Source organism: Xanthomonas sp. WCS2018Noco2-27 (assembly GCF_031843525.1).
GTDB lineage: Bacteria > Pseudomonadota > Gammaproteobacteria > Xanthomonadales > Xanthomonadaceae > Xanthomonas.
Genome location: NZ_JAVTIK010000001.1, coordinates 24,918 through 45,249 on the forward strand (window position 1 = coordinate 24,918; position 20,332 = coordinate 45,249).

Annotated in this window: 15 protein-coding genes; 13 read left to right on the top strand and 2 right to left on the bottom strand. The window is 63.3% G+C overall.

All coding sequences use genetic code 11. The features are described 5' to 3' along the window. Window positions 1-241: 241 nt before the first annotated feature. Window positions 242-1,207 (top strand): cation diffusion facilitator family transporter, encoded by a 966-nt coding sequence (locus RQH86_RS00095; protein ID WP_311239638.1) that lies wholly within the window; start codon window positions 242-244, stop codon window positions 1,205-1,207. 153 nt (window positions 1,208-1,360) lie between these two features. Then, window positions 1,361-2,644: an aspartyl/asparaginyl beta-hydroxylase domain-containing protein gene (locus RQH86_RS00100; protein WP_311239639.1), complete on the top strand. Its 1,284-nt coding sequence runs from the start codon at window positions 1,361-1,363 to the stop codon at window positions 2,642-2,644. Between the two features lie 18 nt (window positions 2,645-2,662). On the opposite strand, the gene RQH86_RS00105 is transcribed toward RQH86_RS00100, so the two are convergent. Further along, complete coding sequence (locus tag RQH86_RS00105; protein WP_311239640.1) at window positions 2,663-4,165, bottom strand: sulfotransferase; 1,503 nt, start codon at window positions 4,163-4,165, stop codon at window positions 2,663-2,665. Window positions 4,166-4,325: 160 nt separating this feature from the next. Between RQH86_RS00105 and RQH86_RS00110 the strand changes: the two genes are divergently transcribed. The 3 genes from RQH86_RS00110 (at window position 4,326) to RQH86_RS00120 (ending at window position 9,567) form a co-directional block, all read left to right on the top strand. Beyond that, a complete protein-coding gene (locus tag RQH86_RS00110) occupies window positions 4,326-4,778 on the top strand; it encodes a hypothetical protein (protein ID WP_311239641.1) in 453 nt (150 codons plus the stop codon). A 39-nt stretch (window positions 4,779-4,817) separates the two neighbouring features. Beyond that, window positions 4,818-6,398, top strand: a complete 1,581-nt coding sequence (locus RQH86_RS00115; protein ID WP_311239642.1) for a sulfotransferase — start codon at window positions 4,818-4,820, stop codon at window positions 6,396-6,398. A 316-nt stretch (window positions 6,399-6,714) separates the two neighbouring features. Continuing rightward, window positions 6,715-9,567 (top strand): TonB-dependent receptor, encoded by a 2,853-nt coding sequence (locus RQH86_RS00120; RefSeq protein WP_311239643.1) that lies wholly within the window; start codon window positions 6,715-6,717, stop codon window positions 9,565-9,567. 165 nt (window positions 9,568-9,732) lie between these two features. Here RQH86_RS00120 and RQH86_RS00125 read toward each other — a convergent pair whose 3' ends face one another. After that, window positions 9,733-11,814: a 3-hydroxyacyl-CoA dehydrogenase NAD-binding domain-containing protein gene (locus tag RQH86_RS00125; protein WP_311239644.1), complete on the bottom strand. Its 2,082-nt coding sequence runs from the start codon at window positions 11,812-11,814 to the stop codon at window positions 9,733-9,735. A gap of 235 nt (window positions 11,815-12,049) precedes the next feature. Between RQH86_RS00125 and rpoE the strand changes: the two genes are divergently transcribed. From rpoE to era, 8 genes are all read left to right on the top strand, one after another. After that, window positions 12,050-12,670: an RNA polymerase sigma factor RpoE gene (gene rpoE, locus RQH86_RS00130; protein WP_005991949.1), complete on the top strand. Its 621-nt coding sequence runs from the start codon at window positions 12,050-12,052 to the stop codon at window positions 12,668-12,670. Beyond that, the gene (locus RQH86_RS00135) at window positions 12,667-13,545 is read left to right on the top strand and encodes a sigma-E factor negative regulatory protein (protein ID WP_311239645.1); all 879 of its coding nucleotides are present in this window, start codon (window positions 12,667-12,669) and stop codon (window positions 13,543-13,545) included. Before rpoE ends, RQH86_RS00135 begins: the two co-directional genes overlap by 4 nt. A gap of 109 nt (window positions 13,546-13,654) precedes the next feature. Continuing rightward, window positions 13,655-15,256, top strand: a complete 1,602-nt coding sequence (locus RQH86_RS00140; protein ID WP_311239646.1) for a DegQ family serine endoprotease — start codon at window positions 13,655-13,657, stop codon at window positions 15,254-15,256. 190 nt (window positions 15,257-15,446) lie between these two features. Then, on the top strand, window positions 15,447-17,237 hold the full coding sequence (gene lepA, locus RQH86_RS00145) for a translation elongation factor 4 (protein ID WP_055845361.1): 1,791 nt from the start codon (window positions 15,447-15,449) through the stop codon (window positions 17,235-17,237). A 104-nt stretch (window positions 17,238-17,341) separates the two neighbouring features. Then, the gene (gene lepB / locus RQH86_RS00150; RefSeq protein ID WP_055845359.1) at window positions 17,342-18,142 is read left to right on the top strand and encodes a signal peptidase I; all 801 of its coding nucleotides are present in this window, start codon (window positions 17,342-17,344) and stop codon (window positions 18,140-18,142) included. Next, on the top strand, window positions 18,143-18,550 hold the full coding sequence (locus RQH86_RS00155; protein ID WP_115512207.1) for a DUF4845 domain-containing protein: 408 nt from the start codon (window positions 18,143-18,145) through the stop codon (window positions 18,548-18,550). After that, window positions 18,540-19,220: a ribonuclease III gene (gene rnc / locus RQH86_RS00160; RefSeq protein ID WP_055845353.1), complete on the top strand. Its 681-nt coding sequence runs from the start codon at window positions 18,540-18,542 to the stop codon at window positions 19,218-19,220. The genes RQH86_RS00155 and rnc overlap by 11 nt, the downstream gene beginning before the upstream one ends. After that, window positions 19,217-20,113, top strand: coding sequence for a GTPase Era (gene era, locus RQH86_RS00165; RefSeq protein WP_055845351.1), 897 nt, complete (start codon window positions 19,217-19,219; stop codon window positions 20,111-20,113). The genes rnc and era overlap by 4 nt, the downstream gene beginning before the upstream one ends. The last annotated feature ends 219 nt before the right edge of the window (window positions 20,114-20,332 follow it).

Sequence of the window (20,332 nt, forward strand, 5' to 3'; positions counted from 1 at the left end):
GAGCAACGTCACTACCAAGACGACATCACTCCATCCGCCAACGAAGGCAGTGGGGTCGGCACATTGCCGCTATTGCTGCGGTGTTCGAGAGTGTTTGTCAGCCGCTCCGAGTGGCTGCACGGCCTGGACAATCAGGTGCCGCGCCGCGCTCACGTGATGTGATGTCATCACGCGCAGGTGTAATAGTCTCCGCCATCGCACGCGCCTAAGGTGCGCGCATCGCACAAGGCCACCGCACCCCATGGGACACGATCACAACCACGCACCCAGCGAAATCCGCCACGAAACACCGTTGTGGTGGGCGCTTGGCCTCACTGCCACCTTTCTAGTGGCCGAAGTCATCGGCGCGTTCGTGTCCAACAGCCTGGCGCTGTTGTCGGATGCGGCGCACATGGCGACCGACACGCTCGGTCTGATGATCGCCCTGCTTGCGGTACGTTTGAGCCGACGCCCGGCGGACGCGCGCCGCACCTACGGCTATGTCCGTCTCGAAGCGTTGGGGGCATTGGTCAATGGCGCGCTGCTATTCGGTGTCGGCGGCTACATCCTCTGGGAAGCCGCACAACGCTTCCGCGCACCGCAGGACATTTCCTCCAACGGCATGCTGCTGATTGCCGGTTTCGGCTTGGTGATCAACCTGATCGCAATGAAACTGCTGCATGCCGGCAGCGGCGAAAGTCTCAACGTCAAGGGCGCCTATCTGGAAGTCTGGAGCGACATGCTCGGCTCGGTGGCAGTCATCATCGGCGCCTTGCTGATTCGCTGGACCGGCTGGCAATGGATCGACCCGGTGCTGGCGGTGCTGATCGGCCTGTGGGTATTGCCACGCACCTGGGTGCTGCTGCGCGAAGCGATCAACGTCCTGCTCGAAGGCGTCCCCAAAGGCATCGACCTGGCGCAGGTGCGTCAGGCCTTGACCAGCTACCCCGGCGTCGACGACGTGCACGACCTGCACGTCTGGGCCCTGGCCTCCAGCACGCCCGCACTCACCGCGCACGTCGTGGTCGGCGACACCATCGACCGCGATCGCCTGCGCGACGCCCTCGGCACCTTGCTGCACGACCGCTTCGACATCGCCCACGTCACCTTGCAAGTAGAGAGCGGCGATTGCGGTACCGAACCCTGCGGTACGCCAAAGATCGCCTCGGACGCCGCGCATGACGATCACCACGGGCACGCGCATGGACATGGTGGCCACTCGCACTGAGCGGTGGGTGGCGTTGTAGCTTGAACGTGTTGCCAGTGTGCGTGAGGCAGCACGCGAGGCAGGCGCCTACGCTTCCGGCCTCACGGCCAGCTGGCGTGTTGCCGCCTCCATCGTATGATCGGCCCGGGATGAGCTCTGCACATGGCGGGTGTCATGGCGGTAAAGGTCGAGCAGGTGAACGAGCGGGTTGCCGCACTCGTGCAAGAGGCAGGTGCCGCAGCATCGGCAGGGGACTGGCAGCAAGCCGAGGCGTTATGGCAGCGCGTGCGGCAACTGGCGCCGGCGCACCCGCAGGCGCTGTATAGCCTGGGGGTCCACGCCTACCAACGCGGCGACACGCAGGCCGCAATCGCGTACCTGGACGGTGCGCGGGCAACCAGCCCGGCCGATCCGATGATCGTGCTGACCATCGCCGTGGTGAAGCAGGCGCAGGGAGACGTGGACGGCGAATGGCAGGCCATTGCCGCGGCGCTGGCGCTGGATCCGTACTTTTTACCTGGCCTGCTGGCGAAAGCCGAGTTTCTGGAAGCGCGTGGCAGGCCGCGCGCGGCTGCCGGTGTCTACCGCGATGCCTTGAAGGTTGCACCGCCCCAGCCGCAATGGCCGTCCGTTCTGCGCCGCAAACTGGCGCGCGCCAGTCAGGCTGTCGAGCAGCACACGTTGGAACTGGAAGCACAGTTGCGCACTGCGCTACAGGTGCCACGTCAGTCGGTGAATGCGGCGCTCCAGGGGCGCTGGGATGAGGCGGCGGCGATCGCAAGTGGCCGATCCCGCCCATTCCATTCGCAGTCCAACCGTCTGCTCATTCCGCGATTGCCTGCCTTGCCCTTCCATGACACGGCGGCGTTTCCCTGGGTCGATGCATTGCAGGAACGCACCGATGCCATCGCACAGGAGCTGCATGCCGTCATGGCGGCCGATAGCAGTGGCTTTGCTCCCTATATCGCCTACGCGGCCGATCAGCCGGTGAATCAGTGGAAAGCGCTCAACCACTCGCCCGCCTGGAGCTCGTACCCGCTGTGGCAACATGGCCAGCCTGTGGAGTCCCATCTACAGCGGTGTCCAGCAACCGCTGCCGCGCTGGCATCGGTGGATGCCGCGCAGATTGCGGGAGTCTGCCCCAATGCGATGTTTTCGGTATTGGCACCGCAGACGGTGATTCCTCCGCACCATGGCGAGACCAATGCGCGCTTGGTGGCGCACCTGCCGTTGATCGTGCCGGAGGGTTGCAGCTTTCGGGTGGGTTACGACTGGCGGCATTGGGAGATCGGAAAGGTGCTAGTGTTCGATGACTCGATCGAGCACGAAGCGCGCAACGAGAGTGCGCATGCGCGCGTGGTGCTGATCTTCGACGTGTGGAATCCCCAGTTGAGCGAGGAAGAGCGCGCCATGGTCAATGCCATGGAAGCGACCATCGCACGCCATCGCGCTGGATGAGTGCGCGCCAGCCGGCGATCAGTCTTTGATCGCGACGCCGGTTGCTGCCAGTGCCTGACGTAGTGGCCCAAGCTGCGCGTCATACGCTCGCCAACGGCCCGATGCCTCGGCATGCAGCGGGCGGCGCACCTGCCAGTAGCTGGCGGTTCTGACCGCGTTCTGCGCGCGGTGGAACTCCAGGCACTGCGGTTCCCATGGCAGCTGCAGGAAATCGAGCAGCGCCCGCAATGTAGATTCTGGCGCGGTAACGAAGGCGTCGTAGTCGAATGTGTGGATGCTGTCCGGATACAGCGACAGCCAGTGCTGCATCAACTGCGCAGACGCGCCATAGAAATGCCCGATGTCTTCCAGTCTGCCGGCGTAAGCGAATCGACGCGGATTGAGTTGCTGCATGAAGATCGACAGCCCGTTGTCCAGCGGATGACGACGCGTGTGCACGATCCTTGCGGAGGGAAAGAGCTGCTTGATCAAGCCGACCAGTTCAAAGTTGTCCAGCCGCTTGTCCGTGATGTAGCGCAACTGCGTGTGTTGCGGAACCGCCAGCGCGACGCGTTGTTGATAGCTTGCCGCTAAGCGTGCCCTGGTCTGTGCAGACAGGTCTTGCGCGGCTTGCGGAAACGGTGACAACGCCTGTGCAACCAGACGGGGCAGCGCGTCCAGCTCGCCCCCTGCAGCAATGCAGGGATGACGCGACAGCACCTGTTCGAGCAAGGTGGAGCCGGAGCGGAACATGCCGCAGATGAATAACGGAGCCGCCACGTTTTGCTCAATGAGCCGGTCGGATTGCTCGCTCAAGGTGCCGCCGTCGGCAAACACTGCGCTGAGATGGTTGAAGCGCTGTTGTGTCCTTTTTGGGTCGTAGCGGCGCGACTGTGCGTAGCCATCACGGTTGGCGGCGCTTGCCGTCTCGAATGCGCGCTGGTGCAGCCCCAGGCGATCGTAAGCCTGCGCCAGCGCATGCGAGACAGTGGCCGATAACGCTGCATACTGGCCCGGCAACGCGACAGCTTGGGCAAGCCTGCTCAGGCGCGGATCCTGCGCATGCGTGGGTGGGTCCAGGTGCAGCAAGCGGGCGGTCGCCTGCAGTTGCAGCGCGTGGGTGGATGTGTCGGCGCTAACGAGGACCAAAAGTCGAGCATAGGCTGCGATCGCTCGATCGCGCGCGCCCATTTCCTCGTGCAAATTGCCGAGGTTGAGCAGCGCCGGCGGATAATCCGGATGGCACTGCAGGGCAAGCTCGAGTTCTTCAAGCGCCAGCGCGTCCCGGTGCAGATGTTCGCTCAGCAGTGCGGCACGATTGAGGTGAATTTGCTCCGGCTCCGTAGCGCCGCAGGACAGGGCCTGCCCGTAAGCATCGAGTGCCCCGAGTGCATCGCCATGACGGCGAAGCAGGTAACCCAGGTTGTACCAGGCATCGGCGCAGCGGGGCTGGGCTTGCAGCACGTGTCGATAGGCCTCGGCTGCCTGCTGCAGATGTCCCTGCTGCAGGAGTTTTGCGGCCTGCTGCAGCAAGGCGTTCAATACATGCTCCCGGAACGTAGCTGGAGAAGTGGTATTGCCGCATGCTTGAGCATGCATGCGCGGTGTGTCAATCGGCTTGCCGACGCAAACGCGGCCGTTCCCGTACCCGGCCACACGGTTGCCTTGTATGCTCGGTCATAGTCGACAGCGAAGACACGCAATGCCAACGTGGAAATCCCTCGGAATCCTGCTGATGGTATGCGCAACGAGTGCGGCGGCGCATGAGGTTGTCACGCATGACTGTGCGTCGGTGCTCGATCCGTTGCCACGGCTGGCCTGTTACGACGCGAGCTTCCCGCCATCGCCTGCAGTGCGCGCCGCTGAAGCCAGCAGGGGGCTACGGGAATTCGGTCACGACCCGGTGCACGCATCGGTGACGTCGACTGGGCAGTCGCCAGCACAGGTGAGCGCCACCGTCCGCGCGGTGGCCTATCAGACCGACGGTACCCGCGTCGTTGTGTTGGACAGCCAGCAGCGCTGGGCGCTGACAGAATCCAGCAGTCGCGGTCATCTGGCCGAGGGCGATGCAGTGACGATTCGCGCTGCTGCGCTGGGGAGCTATATGTTGGTCACACCCGGCGGCGTCGCACTGCGTGCTCGCCGCATAGATTGACATCGCCGATACCAGCGTCCGTGACCGGGAGAGACCTGATTGACCGAGATTGAGCCCAACAGCATTCTGCGAGACGGATATCAGTTGTTGCGCCAGGGCCGCTACCGCGATGCGGTTGCACTGGCCGAGGATGCTTGCGCACACCATCCCGATGATGCGCATCTGCTTGAGTTGGCAAGCGAAGCCTGGCTGGCGAACGGCGATCCAGACACTGCGGCCGAGCGCATCGCGCGTGCCGCGGCGGTTTCGGTGTCGCCGGTTCCTCTCCTGATCAAGTACGGCAGCTTGCTGGTGCAGCTGCGTCGCCGCCACCAGGCCCGGCGCGTGGCTCGTCAAGCACAGGCACTGTCGGCGGCAGATGGAGCTGCGCTTTGGCAGATTGGTACTCTGCATAGCGGCTGTCAGGATGTTGTTGCCGCACGCGATGCGTACCGGCAGGCAATGACATTGCTCGGAGAGCAGCCGCGGCTGATGTACGACCTTGCGACGATGCAATTTTTCAGCGGTGAGTTCGACGCAGCAGAGCGTATTCTGGATCGGCTGTTGCAGTTGGTGCCCAACGCCGGCGATGCGCTGTACCTGCGTGCCAGCTTGCGACGACAGACCGCGCAGCAGAACCACCTGGACGATCTGCGCCGCAGGTTGGCATCGACCTCGTTCGATGCGCAGGCAAGGGCGGCGGCCCTGTTTGCGCTGTCCAAGGAGCTGGAGGATCTTGGTCGGCACGAGCGGTCGTTTCAAACACTGACAGTCGCGGCTGCCAGCAAGCGCGCGACCTTGCAATACGACGTCGCTGCCGAGTGCGCGCGTATCGCGCAGATACGCGACGCTTACGGTCCGGCGGCAGTACAGACGCTGCGCTCCGGCCAGGGTGGCGAGGGTGTCATCTTCATCGTTGGCTTGCCGCGCTCGGGCACCACGTTGCTTGAACGGCTGCTCGTACAGCACGCCGACGCTCGTTCGGCGGGGGAACTGATGGACTTCGGTGCACTGCTGGGCACTGCAGCGTCACCAATCGTGTCAAGCAACCCGGTGCTGACGGCGGCGCAGGCATCGCTGCAGATCGATTTTGCCGCGCTCGGTGAGGATTACCTTCGCGGCGCGCGTGAGGTTGTTCATGGGCATCCGCTGTTGATCGACAAGATGCCGATCAACTATCTCTACTGCGGCATGATCGCAACGGCCTTGCCGAAGGCGCGCATCATCCACCTGGTACGGGACCCGCTCGATACCTGCTACGCCATGTACAAAACCCTGTTCTACAACGCTTATCCGTTCTCCTACGCGCTCGACGAAATTGGCGAGTATTACCTTGCCTATCAGCAGACGATGCGTCATTGGCATGCGCTGCTGCCGGGGAAGATCTTGGACGTGCACTACGAGGAGTTGGTGCGCGATACCGGTCATCAGATCGCCCAGGTATTGCAGTGGTGCGGGCTTGCCTCGCGCCAGGCTGTGCCCGAGATGACGGAAGTGGCCTTTGTCACTGCGAGTGCGGCTCAAGTACGCGGAGAGGTACATCAGCGCTCGGTGCATGGCTCACGTCGGCATTTGTCTGGACTTGGCGCACTGGTGAAGCGGCTGCAGATAGCCGGTGTTGAAGTGCCCACTTCAAGGTGATCGGTGCATCGGCCTACATAGACCGTTGGCCGATGGTGCGATGAGCCCTGCAAGCCAATGACTGTGTGATCCACGCACCGTTTTGGGGCTTTTGCGCACCCTTTCAGAGCATTGCTGAACAGGGCTTTAATTTTCTTTGACATCGCCTTAGCATCGGCTTGGCAGCGTTTTTCGGGCGCTTATTTCGCCCCCCGCTAGCCAATGTGGTCAGCGCCGTTTACTGCGCTCGCCTGCGTCGTCGCAGTGGTTGCGCACCTGCCGCTCTCCGGTGGCGTGTCTTGCCCTGCGCCACCCGTTCGCACTGTCGGAGAGAGAGATGAGATTGAAGACCAGCAAGTTGCGCGATGCCATCAGGGTATCGCTCGCGGTTGGCGCCGCTGCACTGGCGTTCACAGGGTCCGTGATGGCGCAGGAGCAGCCATCGATGGATGCCAAAAGCCTGGACACGGTCAACGTCACCGGCACGCGCATCAAAAGCCAGACGATGACTGCCTCCAGCCCCGTGGCAGAAATCAACAAGGAAGAATTTCAATACACCGGCGCGACCAAGGTCGAAGATCTGATCAATCAGTATCCCCAGCTTGCCGCGAGCTTCGACAACTTTGCCAACAACGGTTCGGATGGATATGCAACCGTCGATCTGCGTGGCTTGGGTGCGCAGCGGACCCTGACCTTGGTCAACGGCAGGCGTATCCCCAAGGGCATCGGCGAAAGCCCGGATATCAGCATCATTCCTGCCGCACTGGTGCGCCGGGTGGATGTTCTCACTGGCGGTGCTTCTGCGGTGTACGGGTCGGACGCAGTCGCCGGCGTGGTCAACTTCGTACTGGACGACGAGTTTGAAGGTGTCAGTGTCGATATGGGCTACAACGCCTTTCAGCACGACAACGGCAATAAGCTGATGCGCGGCCTGATGGATGATGCGGGGTACGATTATCCAACCGGCAATTCCGGTTTCGATGGTATTTCCCGCAATGTGGATCTGGCGATCGGCGGCAGTTTCGGCGAATCCGGTCATGCGACCGCCTGGGCAACCTGGCGCGAGAATGATCCCTTGCTGCAGGGGCAGCGCGATTACTCTGCCTGTGCATTGAGCAATGCGGGCACTGCATGCGGCGGTTCGGCGACTGCGGACCCTGCAAATTTCTACGTTGTCGCTCCGTCTGCCGGGGCGTTCTATGTGCAGCCGTCCGCGGGCGGGACCTGGTCGCAGGTCGCTTCGCCCAATCTCTACAATTTTGCGCCGTTAAATTACTACCAACGGCCTGACACGCGTTACACGGCTGGCAGCAGCATCAAGTACGAGGTCAATGAGCACTTCAAGCCCTACCTCGAAACACTCTTCGTCAACCGCAAGAGTTCCACCCAGATCGCTCCATCCGGTGCATTCTTTACCGACCTCAATGTCAACTGCGCAACATCGGTGATCGGCAGCTTGTGTAACGATGTCGGTATCACAGACGACGAGTTCACGGTCTACGTTGCCAAGCGCAACGTCGAAGGTGGTCCGCGCATTACCGATTCAGACACAAACAGCTTCAGCATCACCACTGGTGCGCAGGGCGATATCAACGACAACTGGTCGTACGACGCCTCCTTTACCTATAACCGCAGTACCACCAAGTCGGAAAATATCAACGACTTTGTCACGACCCGGGTGCGCGATGCGCTATTGGGTTGTCAGCCTGGCGCATTCGACGGCTGCGTGCCGTACAGCGTCTGGAATGACAGCGTGACCGCAGCAGAAGCGCAGGCGCTACAGGGCGTAGGTATCGTCAATTACGAAACCTCGATGCGCGTGTTCAATGCATATGTGACCGGCAACTTCGGTTACAGCCTGCCATGGGCCGGCGAGAATCCGATTAGCGTGGTCGGTGGCGTGGAAACCCGTACTGAAACCTTCAGGCGCGTCGCCGACAGCAATATGCAGACCGGCAACTTCACCGGTCTCGGTGGCCCGACCTCCAATGTATCCGGCGATATCAGCGTCAAGGAATTGTTCCTGGAAGGCGCCGTGCCGCTTCTGGCTAACGCAGGTAGCCTGGATCATCTGGATATGCAGCTTGGCTATCGCTACTCGGACTACGACATCTCCGGTGGCGTCAGCACCTACAAGGCCGGTCTGGGTGCGACATTTGTCGATGGCAAATATCATTTGCGCGCAGGCTGGAACCGTGCGATCCGCGCTCCGAACGTCACCGAGCTGTACAACGAAAATACGATCGGGCTATGGAGCGGTAGCGACCCCTGCGCTGGCGCCAATCCGACCTTTACCCAGGCCCAGTGCGCCAACACCGGTGTGACGGCCGTGCAATACGGGCGTGTGGCAGCAAATCCAGCGGGGCAGTACAACGAAATTGCTGGTGGTAATACCGCGCTGCAACCGGAAACGGCCAACACCTGGACGGTCGGCTTTGCGGCCAGCCCGATCAAGGGGCTCGATCTGAGCGTGGACTACTACGACATCAAGATCGACGACGCCATCCGCGCCATCGGTTCTTCCAACATCCTGACCGCATGCGGTGTCACCGGCAATGCGGACATCTGCAGCCGCGTCCGCCGCAACGCCACCACCGGCGATCTGTTCCGCGGCAGCGACCCCGATGTCTCTGGCCTGATCTTCAATTCCCAGGACAATTTCGGCTCGTTGCACTTCCAGGGGATCGATCTGACCGCGTCGTATGCATGGAGTGTCGGCCCGGGCCGCCTGACCGCCTCGATGATGGGCAGCTATGCCCTCAAGCAGGAATACGAGCCGGTTCCGGGCGTGCAGGAAGTGACCTACGACTGCGCTGGCGTGGTCAACGTGGCATGCAATAGTGCCGAGTGGCGGCATGTGCTGAGCACGCGCTACAACTTCGATCGCTACACAGTAAGTCTGCGTTGGCGTTACATCGGTGAGCTGGACTACCAGAACACCGACGGAACCCGTGGCACAACCGACGTGCGCCTAGTGAACCAGGACAACAAGGTGTCGGCGTACAACTACTTCGACCTGTCCGGTTCGATGCAGTTGGGCGATTACGTCACCTGGACGCTGGGCGTCAACAACATCGCCGACAAGGAACCGCCGCTGGTGGGTGGGAGCCTCACCTTCAACGGTAACTCCCTGGGGGGTTACGACCAAGCGGGGCGTTACATCTTCACCAGTGTGGGTCTGCGCTTCTAAGTTGCGTTGCGGCACCGGTAAAAAAGAACGGCGAGCCTTGGCTCGCCGTTCTGTTGTTGGGCGGTGACGACCCGTTCGATCGTTGTGTCGCCGCACCTTGATTCGAATCAGCCGACGATCAATCGGCGCGCGTGCTTTCGCAGACAAAATCCCGTTACCGGAGACTCATGCCACCGCTTCCCGCAACACCGGCGAATCCCAACCCGGGCGCGGGGCGAAGCGCTCGCCATAACGCGCGTGCAGTGCCTGCAAACGTTCGAGCAGCGCATCCGCGCCGACGCTGCGGATGTGCTGGATCGGGCCACCGCGGAACGGGGCGAAGCCGGTACCGAAGATCACGCCGGCATCGAGCAGGTCCGCATCGGCCACCACGCCGTCGTGCAGGCAGGCGACCGCTTCGTTGAGCAGCGGCAGGATCAGGCGGTCTTCCAGATCTGCGGGCACGGCATAGCCGCTGGCCACTTCGGGTTTGACCGCGCGGCCGTTCTCCCATTTGTACAGGCCCTGGCCGTCCTTCTTGCCGCGCTTGCCGGCGTCCACCGTGGCAAGCGCGGCAGGAATCGGCAGGTGCAGGAACGGCGCCAGCTCGGCGCCGACGCCGGCAGCGACGTCCAGCCCCACCGTGTCGATCAATTCGATCGGCCCCATCGGCATGCCGAACTTCACCGCAGTCTTGTCCAGCACCGGTCCCGGAATGCCCTCGGCATACGCGGTGGCCGCTTCGAGCAGATACGGGAACAGCACGCGATTGACCAGAAATCCGGGCGTGCCCGCCACCGGCACCGGGAACTTGTCCAGCGCCTTGCAGAACGCCGCCAGGCGCGCCACGTTGGTCGGATCCAGGCCATCGTGCTGCACGATTTCCACCAGCGGCATCATCGCCACCGGGTTGAAATAGTGCAGGCCGGCAAATTGCGCCGGGCGCTGGATGTGACCACGCAGCTCGGTCAGCGGAATCGACGAAGTATTGGTGGTCAGCACTGCATCGGGCTTGAGTTGCGGCTCGATGGACTGATACAGGTCGCGCTTGGCCTGCGGATTTTCGATGATCGCCTCGATCACCAGATCCGCCTGCGCTACGCCCGCGCCAGCCAAATCACCACGCAGGCGCGCTGCCACCGCCGGCCGCTTGGCGTCGTCCTTCACTCGCTTGGCGAACAGCTCGCCGCCGCGCGTCAGTGCCGTATCGATAAAGCGCTGCTCACGGTCCTGCAGGGTGACCTCAAAGCCCTTGTAGGCGGCCCACGCGGCGATATCGCCGCCCATCACGCCGGCACCGATCACATGCACATGGCGAATCGGCGGCAACGCGGCCGCGCCTGCATCCTTGCCGCCCAGCGCCTTCAAACGTTCGGTCAGGAAGAAGATGCGGATCAGGTTGCGCGCAGTCGGCGTGCTGGCGAGCTTGACTACCGCCTTGCGCTCGGCCGCAAGCCGCGCCTGGATACCGCTGCCGCCCGCGCGCTCCCACACGTTGATCAAGGCATACGGCGCCGGGTAATGCTCTTTGCGCGCCTTGCGTGCGACCTGCTTGCGCATCTGCGGCGCGAGCAGCTTGCGTGCCAGCAACGTGTTGGTGGCCCAGGCGGTCGCGCGTTGCTTGAACGGACGCGTGGTGCCGTTCAAGGCCAATGCGGCGGCGGCATCCACCAGCACTGCAGGCGCGGCGACCTTGTCGATCAGCCCTATCGTCCGCGCGGCCTTGGCCGAGACGGTGCGACCGGTCAGCATCAGATCCATCGCCGCCGGTGCGCCGATCAGACGCGGCAAGCGGGCGCTGCCGCCCCAGCCGGGAAAGATGCCGAGCTTGGTTTCCGGCAGGCCGATGCGTGTGCTGGCATCGTCCGATGCCACCCGATACCGGCATGCCAGCGCGATTTCGGTGCCGCCGCCCATGCAGAAGCCGTGGATCGCCGCTACCGTAGGGCAGGGCAGTTCGGCCAGTTTCTGGAACACCTGTTGGCCGCGATGGATCGCATCGTTGACCGTGCCCTTGCGGTCGAAGTCCTGGAACTCCTTCAGGTCGGCGCCGGCAATGAAGCCGTTGGCCTTGGCCGAGCGCAGCACCACGCCCTTGGGCGGGTCCAGGGCCAGCCGCTCGACCAGCGCGCCCAGTTCGAGCAGCACCTCCTGCGAAAACGCGTTGACCGGTGCGCCTTGTCGATCAAGGCTGAGGACGACCACGCCGTCCTCGCGCAGGTCTGCCTGCCAATGGCTGAATCGGAGCCCGTCGAAACCTGGAAGCATGCGTCTGGCCGTCCGGCGATATAAGGAAAGGCCGTTATCATCCAGAGGTTGTTTCCATCACGTCAAATACCCATACCAGTCGACAGGACGGCATGCGCTTCGCGGGAGGCGTCGCCAGCGGCGCAGTGGAGCCGCTACCCTGCTACGTGACGATCGAACCGATCGGTATGAACTTTCCTCTTCAACGGCGGTCTCATTGCCCGACTTCGTTGGGCTGACAGGAGTGCGGCCCAACATGGCCGAAGTCGATACACCTCAGGAGCTGGACCTGGAACTGGTCCGGCGTGTGCAGCGCGGCGAGAGCGCAGCGTTCGACGTGCTGGTGCGCAAATACCAGCACCGGATCGTTGCGTTGATCGGGCGCTACATCGCCGACTGGAGCGAATGTCAGGACGTGGCCCAGGATACGTTTGTGCGCGCGTACCGCGCGATCAACAGTTTCCGCGGCGACTCCCAGTTCTATACGTGGCTGCACCGTATTGCCGTCAACACTGCCAAGAACCATCTGGTTGCGCACAACCGCCGCCCGCCCACCGACGACATCGAGATCAGCGATGCCGAGCAGTTCGATGGAGCGACCCGGTTGCGCGACAACGACACCCCGGAGCGCGAATTGATGCGACAGGAGCTGGAACAAACGGTGATGCGTGCGGTCCAAGCACTGCCGGAAGAACTTCGGTCGGCCATCACCCTGCGCGAGGTGGAGGGGCTGAGTTACGAGGACATCGCGCGAAAGATGGATTGCCCGATCGGAACGGTGCGCTCGCGCATCTTCCGGGCGCGCGAGGCCATCGACATCGAGCTACGGCCTCTGCTGGAGACCGAAAGCGCTACCCGTGAGCGACACCGTGTATGAGCGATAACCCTGCCATGTCCACCACCGACAAATTCGAACGTCACTACCGGCAGCAGTTGTCTGCGCTGGTCGACGGAGAGTTGAACGCCGACGAGTCGCGCTTCTTGCTGCGCCGTCTGGCGCACGATGAGGAGCTGGCCGGCTGCCACGAGCGCTGGCAGCTGTGCGGCGATGTGCTGCGCGGTGCAGCCAGCGCGCCGGCGCCACTGGATTTTGCCGCGCGTGTGCGCAGCGCTATTGCCGATGAGCCAGCGCCGCAGGCCCAGCCGGCACCGCGCTCGGCCGCACGCTGGCGTTGGGGTGGCGGTGCAGCGATTGCTGCGTCGGTTGCCGCAATCGCCTTGTTCATGGCGCGCGAGCGCTTGCCGGAGACGGCACCGCCAGCCTCCGCTGTGCCGGTGTATGCGACTGCGGCGCAGCTGCCGCCCGCCGCCTCGCCGCCGGTTGCACCGAAAGCACCGGTAATGCCCGACCCGGCCAACCCCGGCGACGGCGGCGCGCTCGTCGCGGCGGTGCCGGCCGCTGCGCTGGCGTCCACGCGCCGCGGTGCCGCTACCCGCAATCAGCAGGTGGCGCGCAGTGCAGCGGCACGGCAGCAACAGGCGCCTGCCCGGATGGTGGCGTCGGCTACCCCGGCTCCTGCGGCAGCGGTGAGCCCGGCAGCAACCTCCAATCCATTTACCCATCCGGACACGACACTGCAGGCGCGCCCGTGGCCACGCGCGGCGTTGTCCGGCGCAGGCGATAGCCCGCTCAACGCCAGTTTCAGCCAGAGCCGCCAGGGTCCGGCGTTCTATCCGTTCGAGCCTGCGCCCCAGGCGACCGGCAACCCTGCGCAGAGCCGGCCGCTGCCGGTGCAGGTCCCGCAGAACTGATCCGGCCGCCGATCTTCATCCAGTCGGCGCGCTTCCTCCCGTTAACTTGCCGGGCCCGTGTCATCTCGCGGGTTCCGGCCCCTGTCGCCCTGCCATCGGAGGCAACTCGATGAATCACCGCATGCGTACCCAGATGTTTGGCCTGATCGCCATGACGTTGCCGCTGGCAGCCTGTGCTCAGCAAACGGCGCCAGCGCCGGCCGCCAAGGCCAGTGCGCCGATTGCCGCCAACCGCAGCACCACCCCTGCGCCGCAGTTGGTCGCCGGCCTGCCGGACTTCACCAATCTGGTCGAACAGGTCGGCCCGGGTGTGGTCAATATCGAAACCACCATCACCCGCAAGGATGCGATGGCGCGTTCGGCGCGTGGCGGGCGCGGCGGGCAAGGTGGGATGCCCGGTCAGGGCGGCATGCCGGACGACGAGCAGATGCCGGAGTTCTTCAAGCGCTTCTTCGGCCCGGATTTTCAGATGCCGGGCGGCCCGCGGCAGGGGCCGGGCCAGGGTGGTGGCGATGACGATGGCGGCATTGCCGGCAAGTCGATGGGCTCGGGCTTCATCATTTCCGCCGACGGCTATGTGCTGACCAATCACCACGTGGTCGATGGCGCCAGCGAAGTCACCGTCAAGCTCACCGACCGCCGCGAGTTCAAGGCCAAGGTGGTGGGTAGCGACGAACAGTTCGACGTGGCGCTGCTGAAGATCGAGGCCAAGGGGCTGCCGACCGTGCGTCTGGGCGATTCCAATACGCTCAAGCCGGGCCAGTGGGTGGTGGCGATCGGCTCGCCCTTCGGGCTGGATCACTCGGTCACCGCCGGCATCGTCAGCGCCACCGGCCGCAGCAATCCGTACGCCGACCAACGCTATGTGCCCTTCATCCAGACCGACGTGGCGATCAACCAGGGCAACTCCGGTGGTCCGCTGCTCAACACCCGCGGCGAAGTGGTCGGCATCAATTCGCAGATCTTCTCCGCGTCGGGCGGCTACATGGGGATCAGTTTTGCGATCCCGATCGACCTGGCCTTCAGTGCGGCCGAGCAGATCAAGGCCACCGGCCGGGTCAGCCGCGGCATGCTGGGCGTGCAGGTTGGCGCGATCGACTCGCTCAAGGCGCAAGGGCTGGGCCTGCCGGATAGCCGCGGCGCGCTGGTCAACGACATTCCCGCTGGCAGCCCGGCCGCAAAGGCCGGTGTCGAGGTGGGCGATGTGATCCGTGCGGTCAATGGCAAGCCGATCGAGGTGGCCAGCGACCTGCCGCCGATGATCGGCCTGATGCCGCCGGGCGCCAAGGTCAATCTGGACATTCTGCGCGATGGCAAGCCGCGTCAGGTGTCGGTCGTGCTGGCGCCATTGCAGGATGGCAGCGAAGACGCCGCGCCACGCACCGCAGCAGCCGACGCCAAGCCGGAGGCTCCGGCCAGTGTGGCCTTGCTCGGCTTGCAGGTGGCAGACCTGACCGCCGCCGAGCGCAGTCGGCTGGGCCTGGAAGCGGGCGAGGGCGTGCGGATTGCCGCGGTCACTGGCGTAGCAGCGCGTAGCACCCAACCGCCGCTGTCGCCGGGCCTGCTCATCGCCCGCGTCGGCCGGACCAAGGTCGGCAGCGTCGCCGAACTCAACCGCGCGCTGTCCAGCTACAAGAAGGGCGACGTGGTCATGCTGCTGGTCACCGACGGCAAGGCCACCAGCTATGTGGCGCTGAAGGCCGGCGGGTGAGGACGGCCGGGATTGGTCATTGGTGATTCGGGATTGGCAAGAGCAGGCCCCCGCTCGCGGGTACCTGTTCTTGCCTCTGACTTTCGAATCCCCAATCCCGACTCCCTAATCCCCGCTCCAAAGCGTGCGATAATGCTGCGTTACCCTGACGACGGCCCCGCCGGCGCCCACCTCAATGTCCTCTGATTCAATGCGGTACATCCGCAACTTCTCCATCATTGCCCACGTCGATCACGGGAAATCCACCCTGGCCGACCGGATCATCCAGCTATGCGGCGGCCTTCAGGCGCGCGAGATGGAGGCCCAGGTTCTCGACTCCAACCCGATCGAACGCGAACGCGGCATCACGATCAAGGCACAGTCGGTGTCCTTGCCGTATACGGCCAAGGACGGGCAGGTCTATCAGCTGAACTTCATCGACACCCCCGGGCATGTCGACTTCTCCTATGAAGTCAGCCGCTCGCTGGCCGCTTGCGAAGGCGCGCTGCTGGTGGTCGATGCCGCCCAGGGCGTGGAAGCGCAATCGGTAGCCAACTGCTACACCGCGGTGGAGCAGGGGCTGGAAGTGGTGCCGGTGCTCAACAAGATCGACCTGCCGACTGCCGACATCGCCCGTGCCAAGGCCGAGATCGAAGCGGTGATCGGCATCGATGCCGAAGACGCGGTCGCGGTCAGTGCCAAGACCGGTCTCAACATCGACCTGGTGCTGGAAGCGATCGTGCATCGCATCCCGCCGCCCAAGCCGCGCGATACCGACAAGCTGCAAGCGCTGATCATCGATTCCTGGTTCGACAATTACCTGGGCGTAGTGTCGCTGGTGCGCGTGATGCAGGGCCAGATCAAGCCGGGCAGCAAGATTCTGGTGATGTCGACCGGGCGCACGCACCTGGTCGACAAGGTCGGCGTGTTCACCCCCAAGCGCAAGGATCTGCCTTCGCTGGGTGCTGGCGAAGTGGGCTGGATCAACGCTTCGATCAAGGACGTGCATGGCGCGCCGGTCGGCGACACCTTGACCCTGGCTGCCGATCCCGCGCCGTATGCGTTGCCGGGTTTTCAGGAAATGCAGCCGCGCGTGTTCGCCGGCCTGTTCCCGGTCGATGCCGAGGATTATCCGGATCTGCGCGAAGCCTTGGACAAGTTGCGCCTGAACGATGCCGCGCTGCGTTTCGAGCCGGAAAGCTCCGAAGCGATGGGCTTTGGTTTCCGTTGCGGCTTCCTGGGCATGCTGCACATGGAAATCGTGCAGGAGCGTCTGGAGCGCGAGTACAACCTGGACCTGATCAGCACTGCGCCGACCGTGGTGTACGAAGTCCTCAAGACCGACGGCTCCATCATCAACATGGACAACCCGGCCAAGCTGCCGCAGTTGAACCTGGTGGAGGAGATTCGCGAGCCGATCATTCGCGCCAACGTGCTGACGCCCGAGGAATACATCGGCAACATCATCAAGTTGTGCGAAGAAAAGCGCGGCACCCAGATCAGCATCAATTATCTGGGCAGCCAGGTGCAGATCAGCTATGAGCTGCCGATGGCCGAAGTGGTGCTGGACTTCTTCGACAAGCTCAAGTCGGTGAGCCGTGGCTATGCCTCGCTGGATTATCACTTTGTGCGTTTCGATGCCGGCCCGTTCGTGCGAGTGGACGTGCTTATCAATGGCGACAAGGTCGATGCGTTGTCGCTGATCGTGCACCGCAGCCATGCCGACCGGCGCGGCCGCGAGCTGTGCGAAAAGATGAAGGAACTGATCCCGCGGCAGATGTTCGACGTTGCAATTCAGGCCGCCGTCGGCTCGCAGATCATCTCGCGTTCCACGGTCAAGGCGATGCGCAAGAACGTGTTGGCCAAGTGCTATGGTGGCGACGTTTCGCGCAAGAAAAAGCTGCTGGAAAAGCAGAAAGAAGGCAAGAAGCGCATGAAGCAGGTCGGCCGCGTGGAGATTCCGCAGGAGGCCTTCCTGGCCGTGCTGCAGATGGATAAGTAGCAGGGAATGGTAAATCGGGAATCGGGAATCGTAAGGGCGCACGTGCTCCCGCTGTTCCAATTCCCCATTCTCGATTCTCGATTCCCTTTCCGAAAGGAACATCAATGAAATGGTTTGAAATCATCCTGGTTGTGCTGACGCTGGGCACCGGCTTTATCTGGCTGCTGGACAAGCTGTTCCTGGCCAAGCGCCGTGCCGCGCGTGCCGGGCTGCTGGACAGCGAGCCGGCGATCATCGATTACTCGCGCGCGTTCTTCCCGGTGCTGGCGGTGGTGCTGATCCTGCGCAGCTTCGTGGCCGAGCCGTACAAGATTCCATCCAGTTCGATGATGCCCAACCTGCTGATCGGCGATTTCATCCTGGTCAACAAGTTCGCCTACGGTTTCCGTCTGCCGATCACCAATACCAAATTCATTCCGACCAGCGAGCCCAAGCGCGGCGACGTGGTGGTATTCAAGCCGCCGCATGCGCCGGATCAGAACTGGATCAAGCGCGTGGTCGGCCTGCCGGGCGACAAGATCGGCTTCCACGGCGACACGCTGTATATCAACGACAAGCCGATGCGCTATACCGTCAAGGGCGAGTACATCGGCAAGGGCAAGGGCGCCGAGATGACCGGCACCACCTTGCTGGTCGAGGACCTGCCGGGCCGTACGCATACCGTGCTGGAGTGGGTGGACCGCAACATGCCGGCCGGCCAGGGCGACTGGACGGTGCCGGCAGACAGCTATTTCGTGATGGGGGACAATCGCGACAATAGTGAAGACAGTCGGTTCTGGACCCAGACGCATTTCTTGCCGGAAGCCAATCTGCGCGGCAAGGCGTTTCTGATCTGGCTCAATTGCGAAGGGTGGTTCTGTAAGGGGAGTTTCGATCCGTCGCGGATCGGGACTGGAATCCAGTAAATGCACGCACGGCGTGCCGGGGATAGCACAATGAAGCGCAAGCAAAGCGGTATGACGTTGACGTCGTTCGTGGTGGTGCTGGCGGTGGTCGGATTTGGCCTGTACATCGGGATGAAGCTGTTTCCGATGTATCAGGAGTATTACTCCGTCCGCACCGCAATGAAGGGCCTGGCCAATGAGCCCGGCAGTGCCGACATGGATCCTTCAAAGCTGCAGGATCTGTTCTTTCGTCGGCTGTACATCAATTACTCGGAGAACGTCAAAAAAGAAGACGTCAAGTTCGAGCGTGTTGAAGGCGGCTGGCGGATGAAGGTCAACTACGAAGTGCGTCGCGAGCTGATCGGCAATCTGGATATTGTCGGCAAGTTCGATACCTCGCAGGACATGACGAAACGCGGTGTCGAATAGAACCTTCCAACGTGGCGATCCGATCGGCCATGCATTCGCTGATCCGGGTCTGCTCGCCCAGGCGCTGCGGCATCGCAGCGCCGGGACGCCGCATAACGAGCGGCTGGAGTTTCTCGGTGACGGCATCGTCAATCTGCTGATTGCCGAGGCGTTGTATCAGCGCTGGCCCAAGGCCGACGAAGGCGCATTGACACGCGCGCGCGCCGAGCTGGTGCGCGAAGGCGCACTGGCGGTGATTGGACGCACGCTCAATCTGGGCGAGCGGTTGACGCTGGGCCCGGGCGAACTCAAGTCCGGTGGTCATCGGCGCGATTCGATCCTGGCCGATGCGGTCGAGGCGATCGTTGCGGCCATCTATCTGGACTGCGGATTCGAACGCTGTCGCGCGGTGGTGCTTCCGTGGTTCGAGTCATCGCTTGCGGCGTTACCGGTCGGCAAGGCCGAAAAAGATCCCAAGACGCGGCTGCAGGAATGGCTGCAGGCACGGCAGCTGCCGCTGCCCAATTACGCTCTGATCAGCGAGAGCGGCGACGAACATGCCAAGCAGTTCCACGTCGCCTGCATTCTGGAGCAGCCCATCGCCCGCGCCGAGGGTCAGGGCACGTCGCGCCGTCTTGCCGAGCAACAGGCGGCGGCTACCGTCATCGCACAACTGGATGTAAACACGTGAGCGAAACCACTCCCCATCGTAGCGGCAGCGTTGCCATCATCGGCCGGCCGAATGTCGGCAAATCCACTCTGACCAATGCCCTGGTAGGCGCCAAGGTCAGCATCGTGTCCAATCGCCCGCAGACCACGCGGCATCGGCTGCTGGGCATCGCTACCTTCCCGGAAGGGCAGCTGGCGCTGGTCGACACGCCCGGGCTGCACCGCGAGCAAAAGCGCGCGATGAACCGGGTGATGAATCGCGCCGCGCGCGGTTCGCTCGAAGGCGTGGACGCCGCGGTGCTGGTGATCGAGGCCGGCCGTTGGGACGAAGAAGACACCCTGGCGTTTCGCGTGCTCAGCGACGCGGGGGTGCCGGTGGTGCTGGTCGTCAACAAGGTCGACCGGCTCAAGGACAAGACTGCGTTGTTCCCGTTTCTGGCGCAGGTCAGCGAGGGCCGTACGTTCGCCGCCGTGCATCCGGTGTCCGCGCTCAAGCGCAAGGGGCTGGAAGCGTTGGTGAGCGATCTGCTCAAGCTGGTGCCCGAAGCCGAGGCGATGTATGGCGAAGACGAAATCACCGACCGCAGCCAACGCTTTCTGGCAGGCGAGCTGGTGCGCGAGCAGCTGATGCGCCAATTGGGCGAAGAACTGCCGTATGCCACCACCGTAGAAATCGAGCGCTTTGCCGAAGACGGCGCGCTGTTGCGGATCGGTGCGGTGATCTGGGTCGAGCGCGAGGGCCAGAAGGCGATCGTGATCGGCAAGGGCGGCACCCGTCTGAAGGAAATCGGCGGCAAGGCGCGCCTGCAGATGGAGCGACTGTTCGGTGCAAAAGTGTTCCTGGAAACCTGGGTGCGCGTGCGCGAAGGCTGGTCGGATGACGAAGCGGCATTGAAGGCGTTCGGTTACGAATGAAAGCGGGGCCGGGGACCCGGGACCCGGGACCCGGAAAGCGGACGCTGTCCGCCAGTGCGCCGGCAATGCTACGGACATGGCGCAGGGCGATGTCTCGGCATGCTGCGCCCCGTGTTGAGCGAGCGGTGCTCGCTCCATCCGCGGCGGAGCTTTCAGCTTTGCGGAACAATGCCGGGATAAGCGTTGTGCAAATGGTGCGCGTGTCTGTGGACCGCGCAT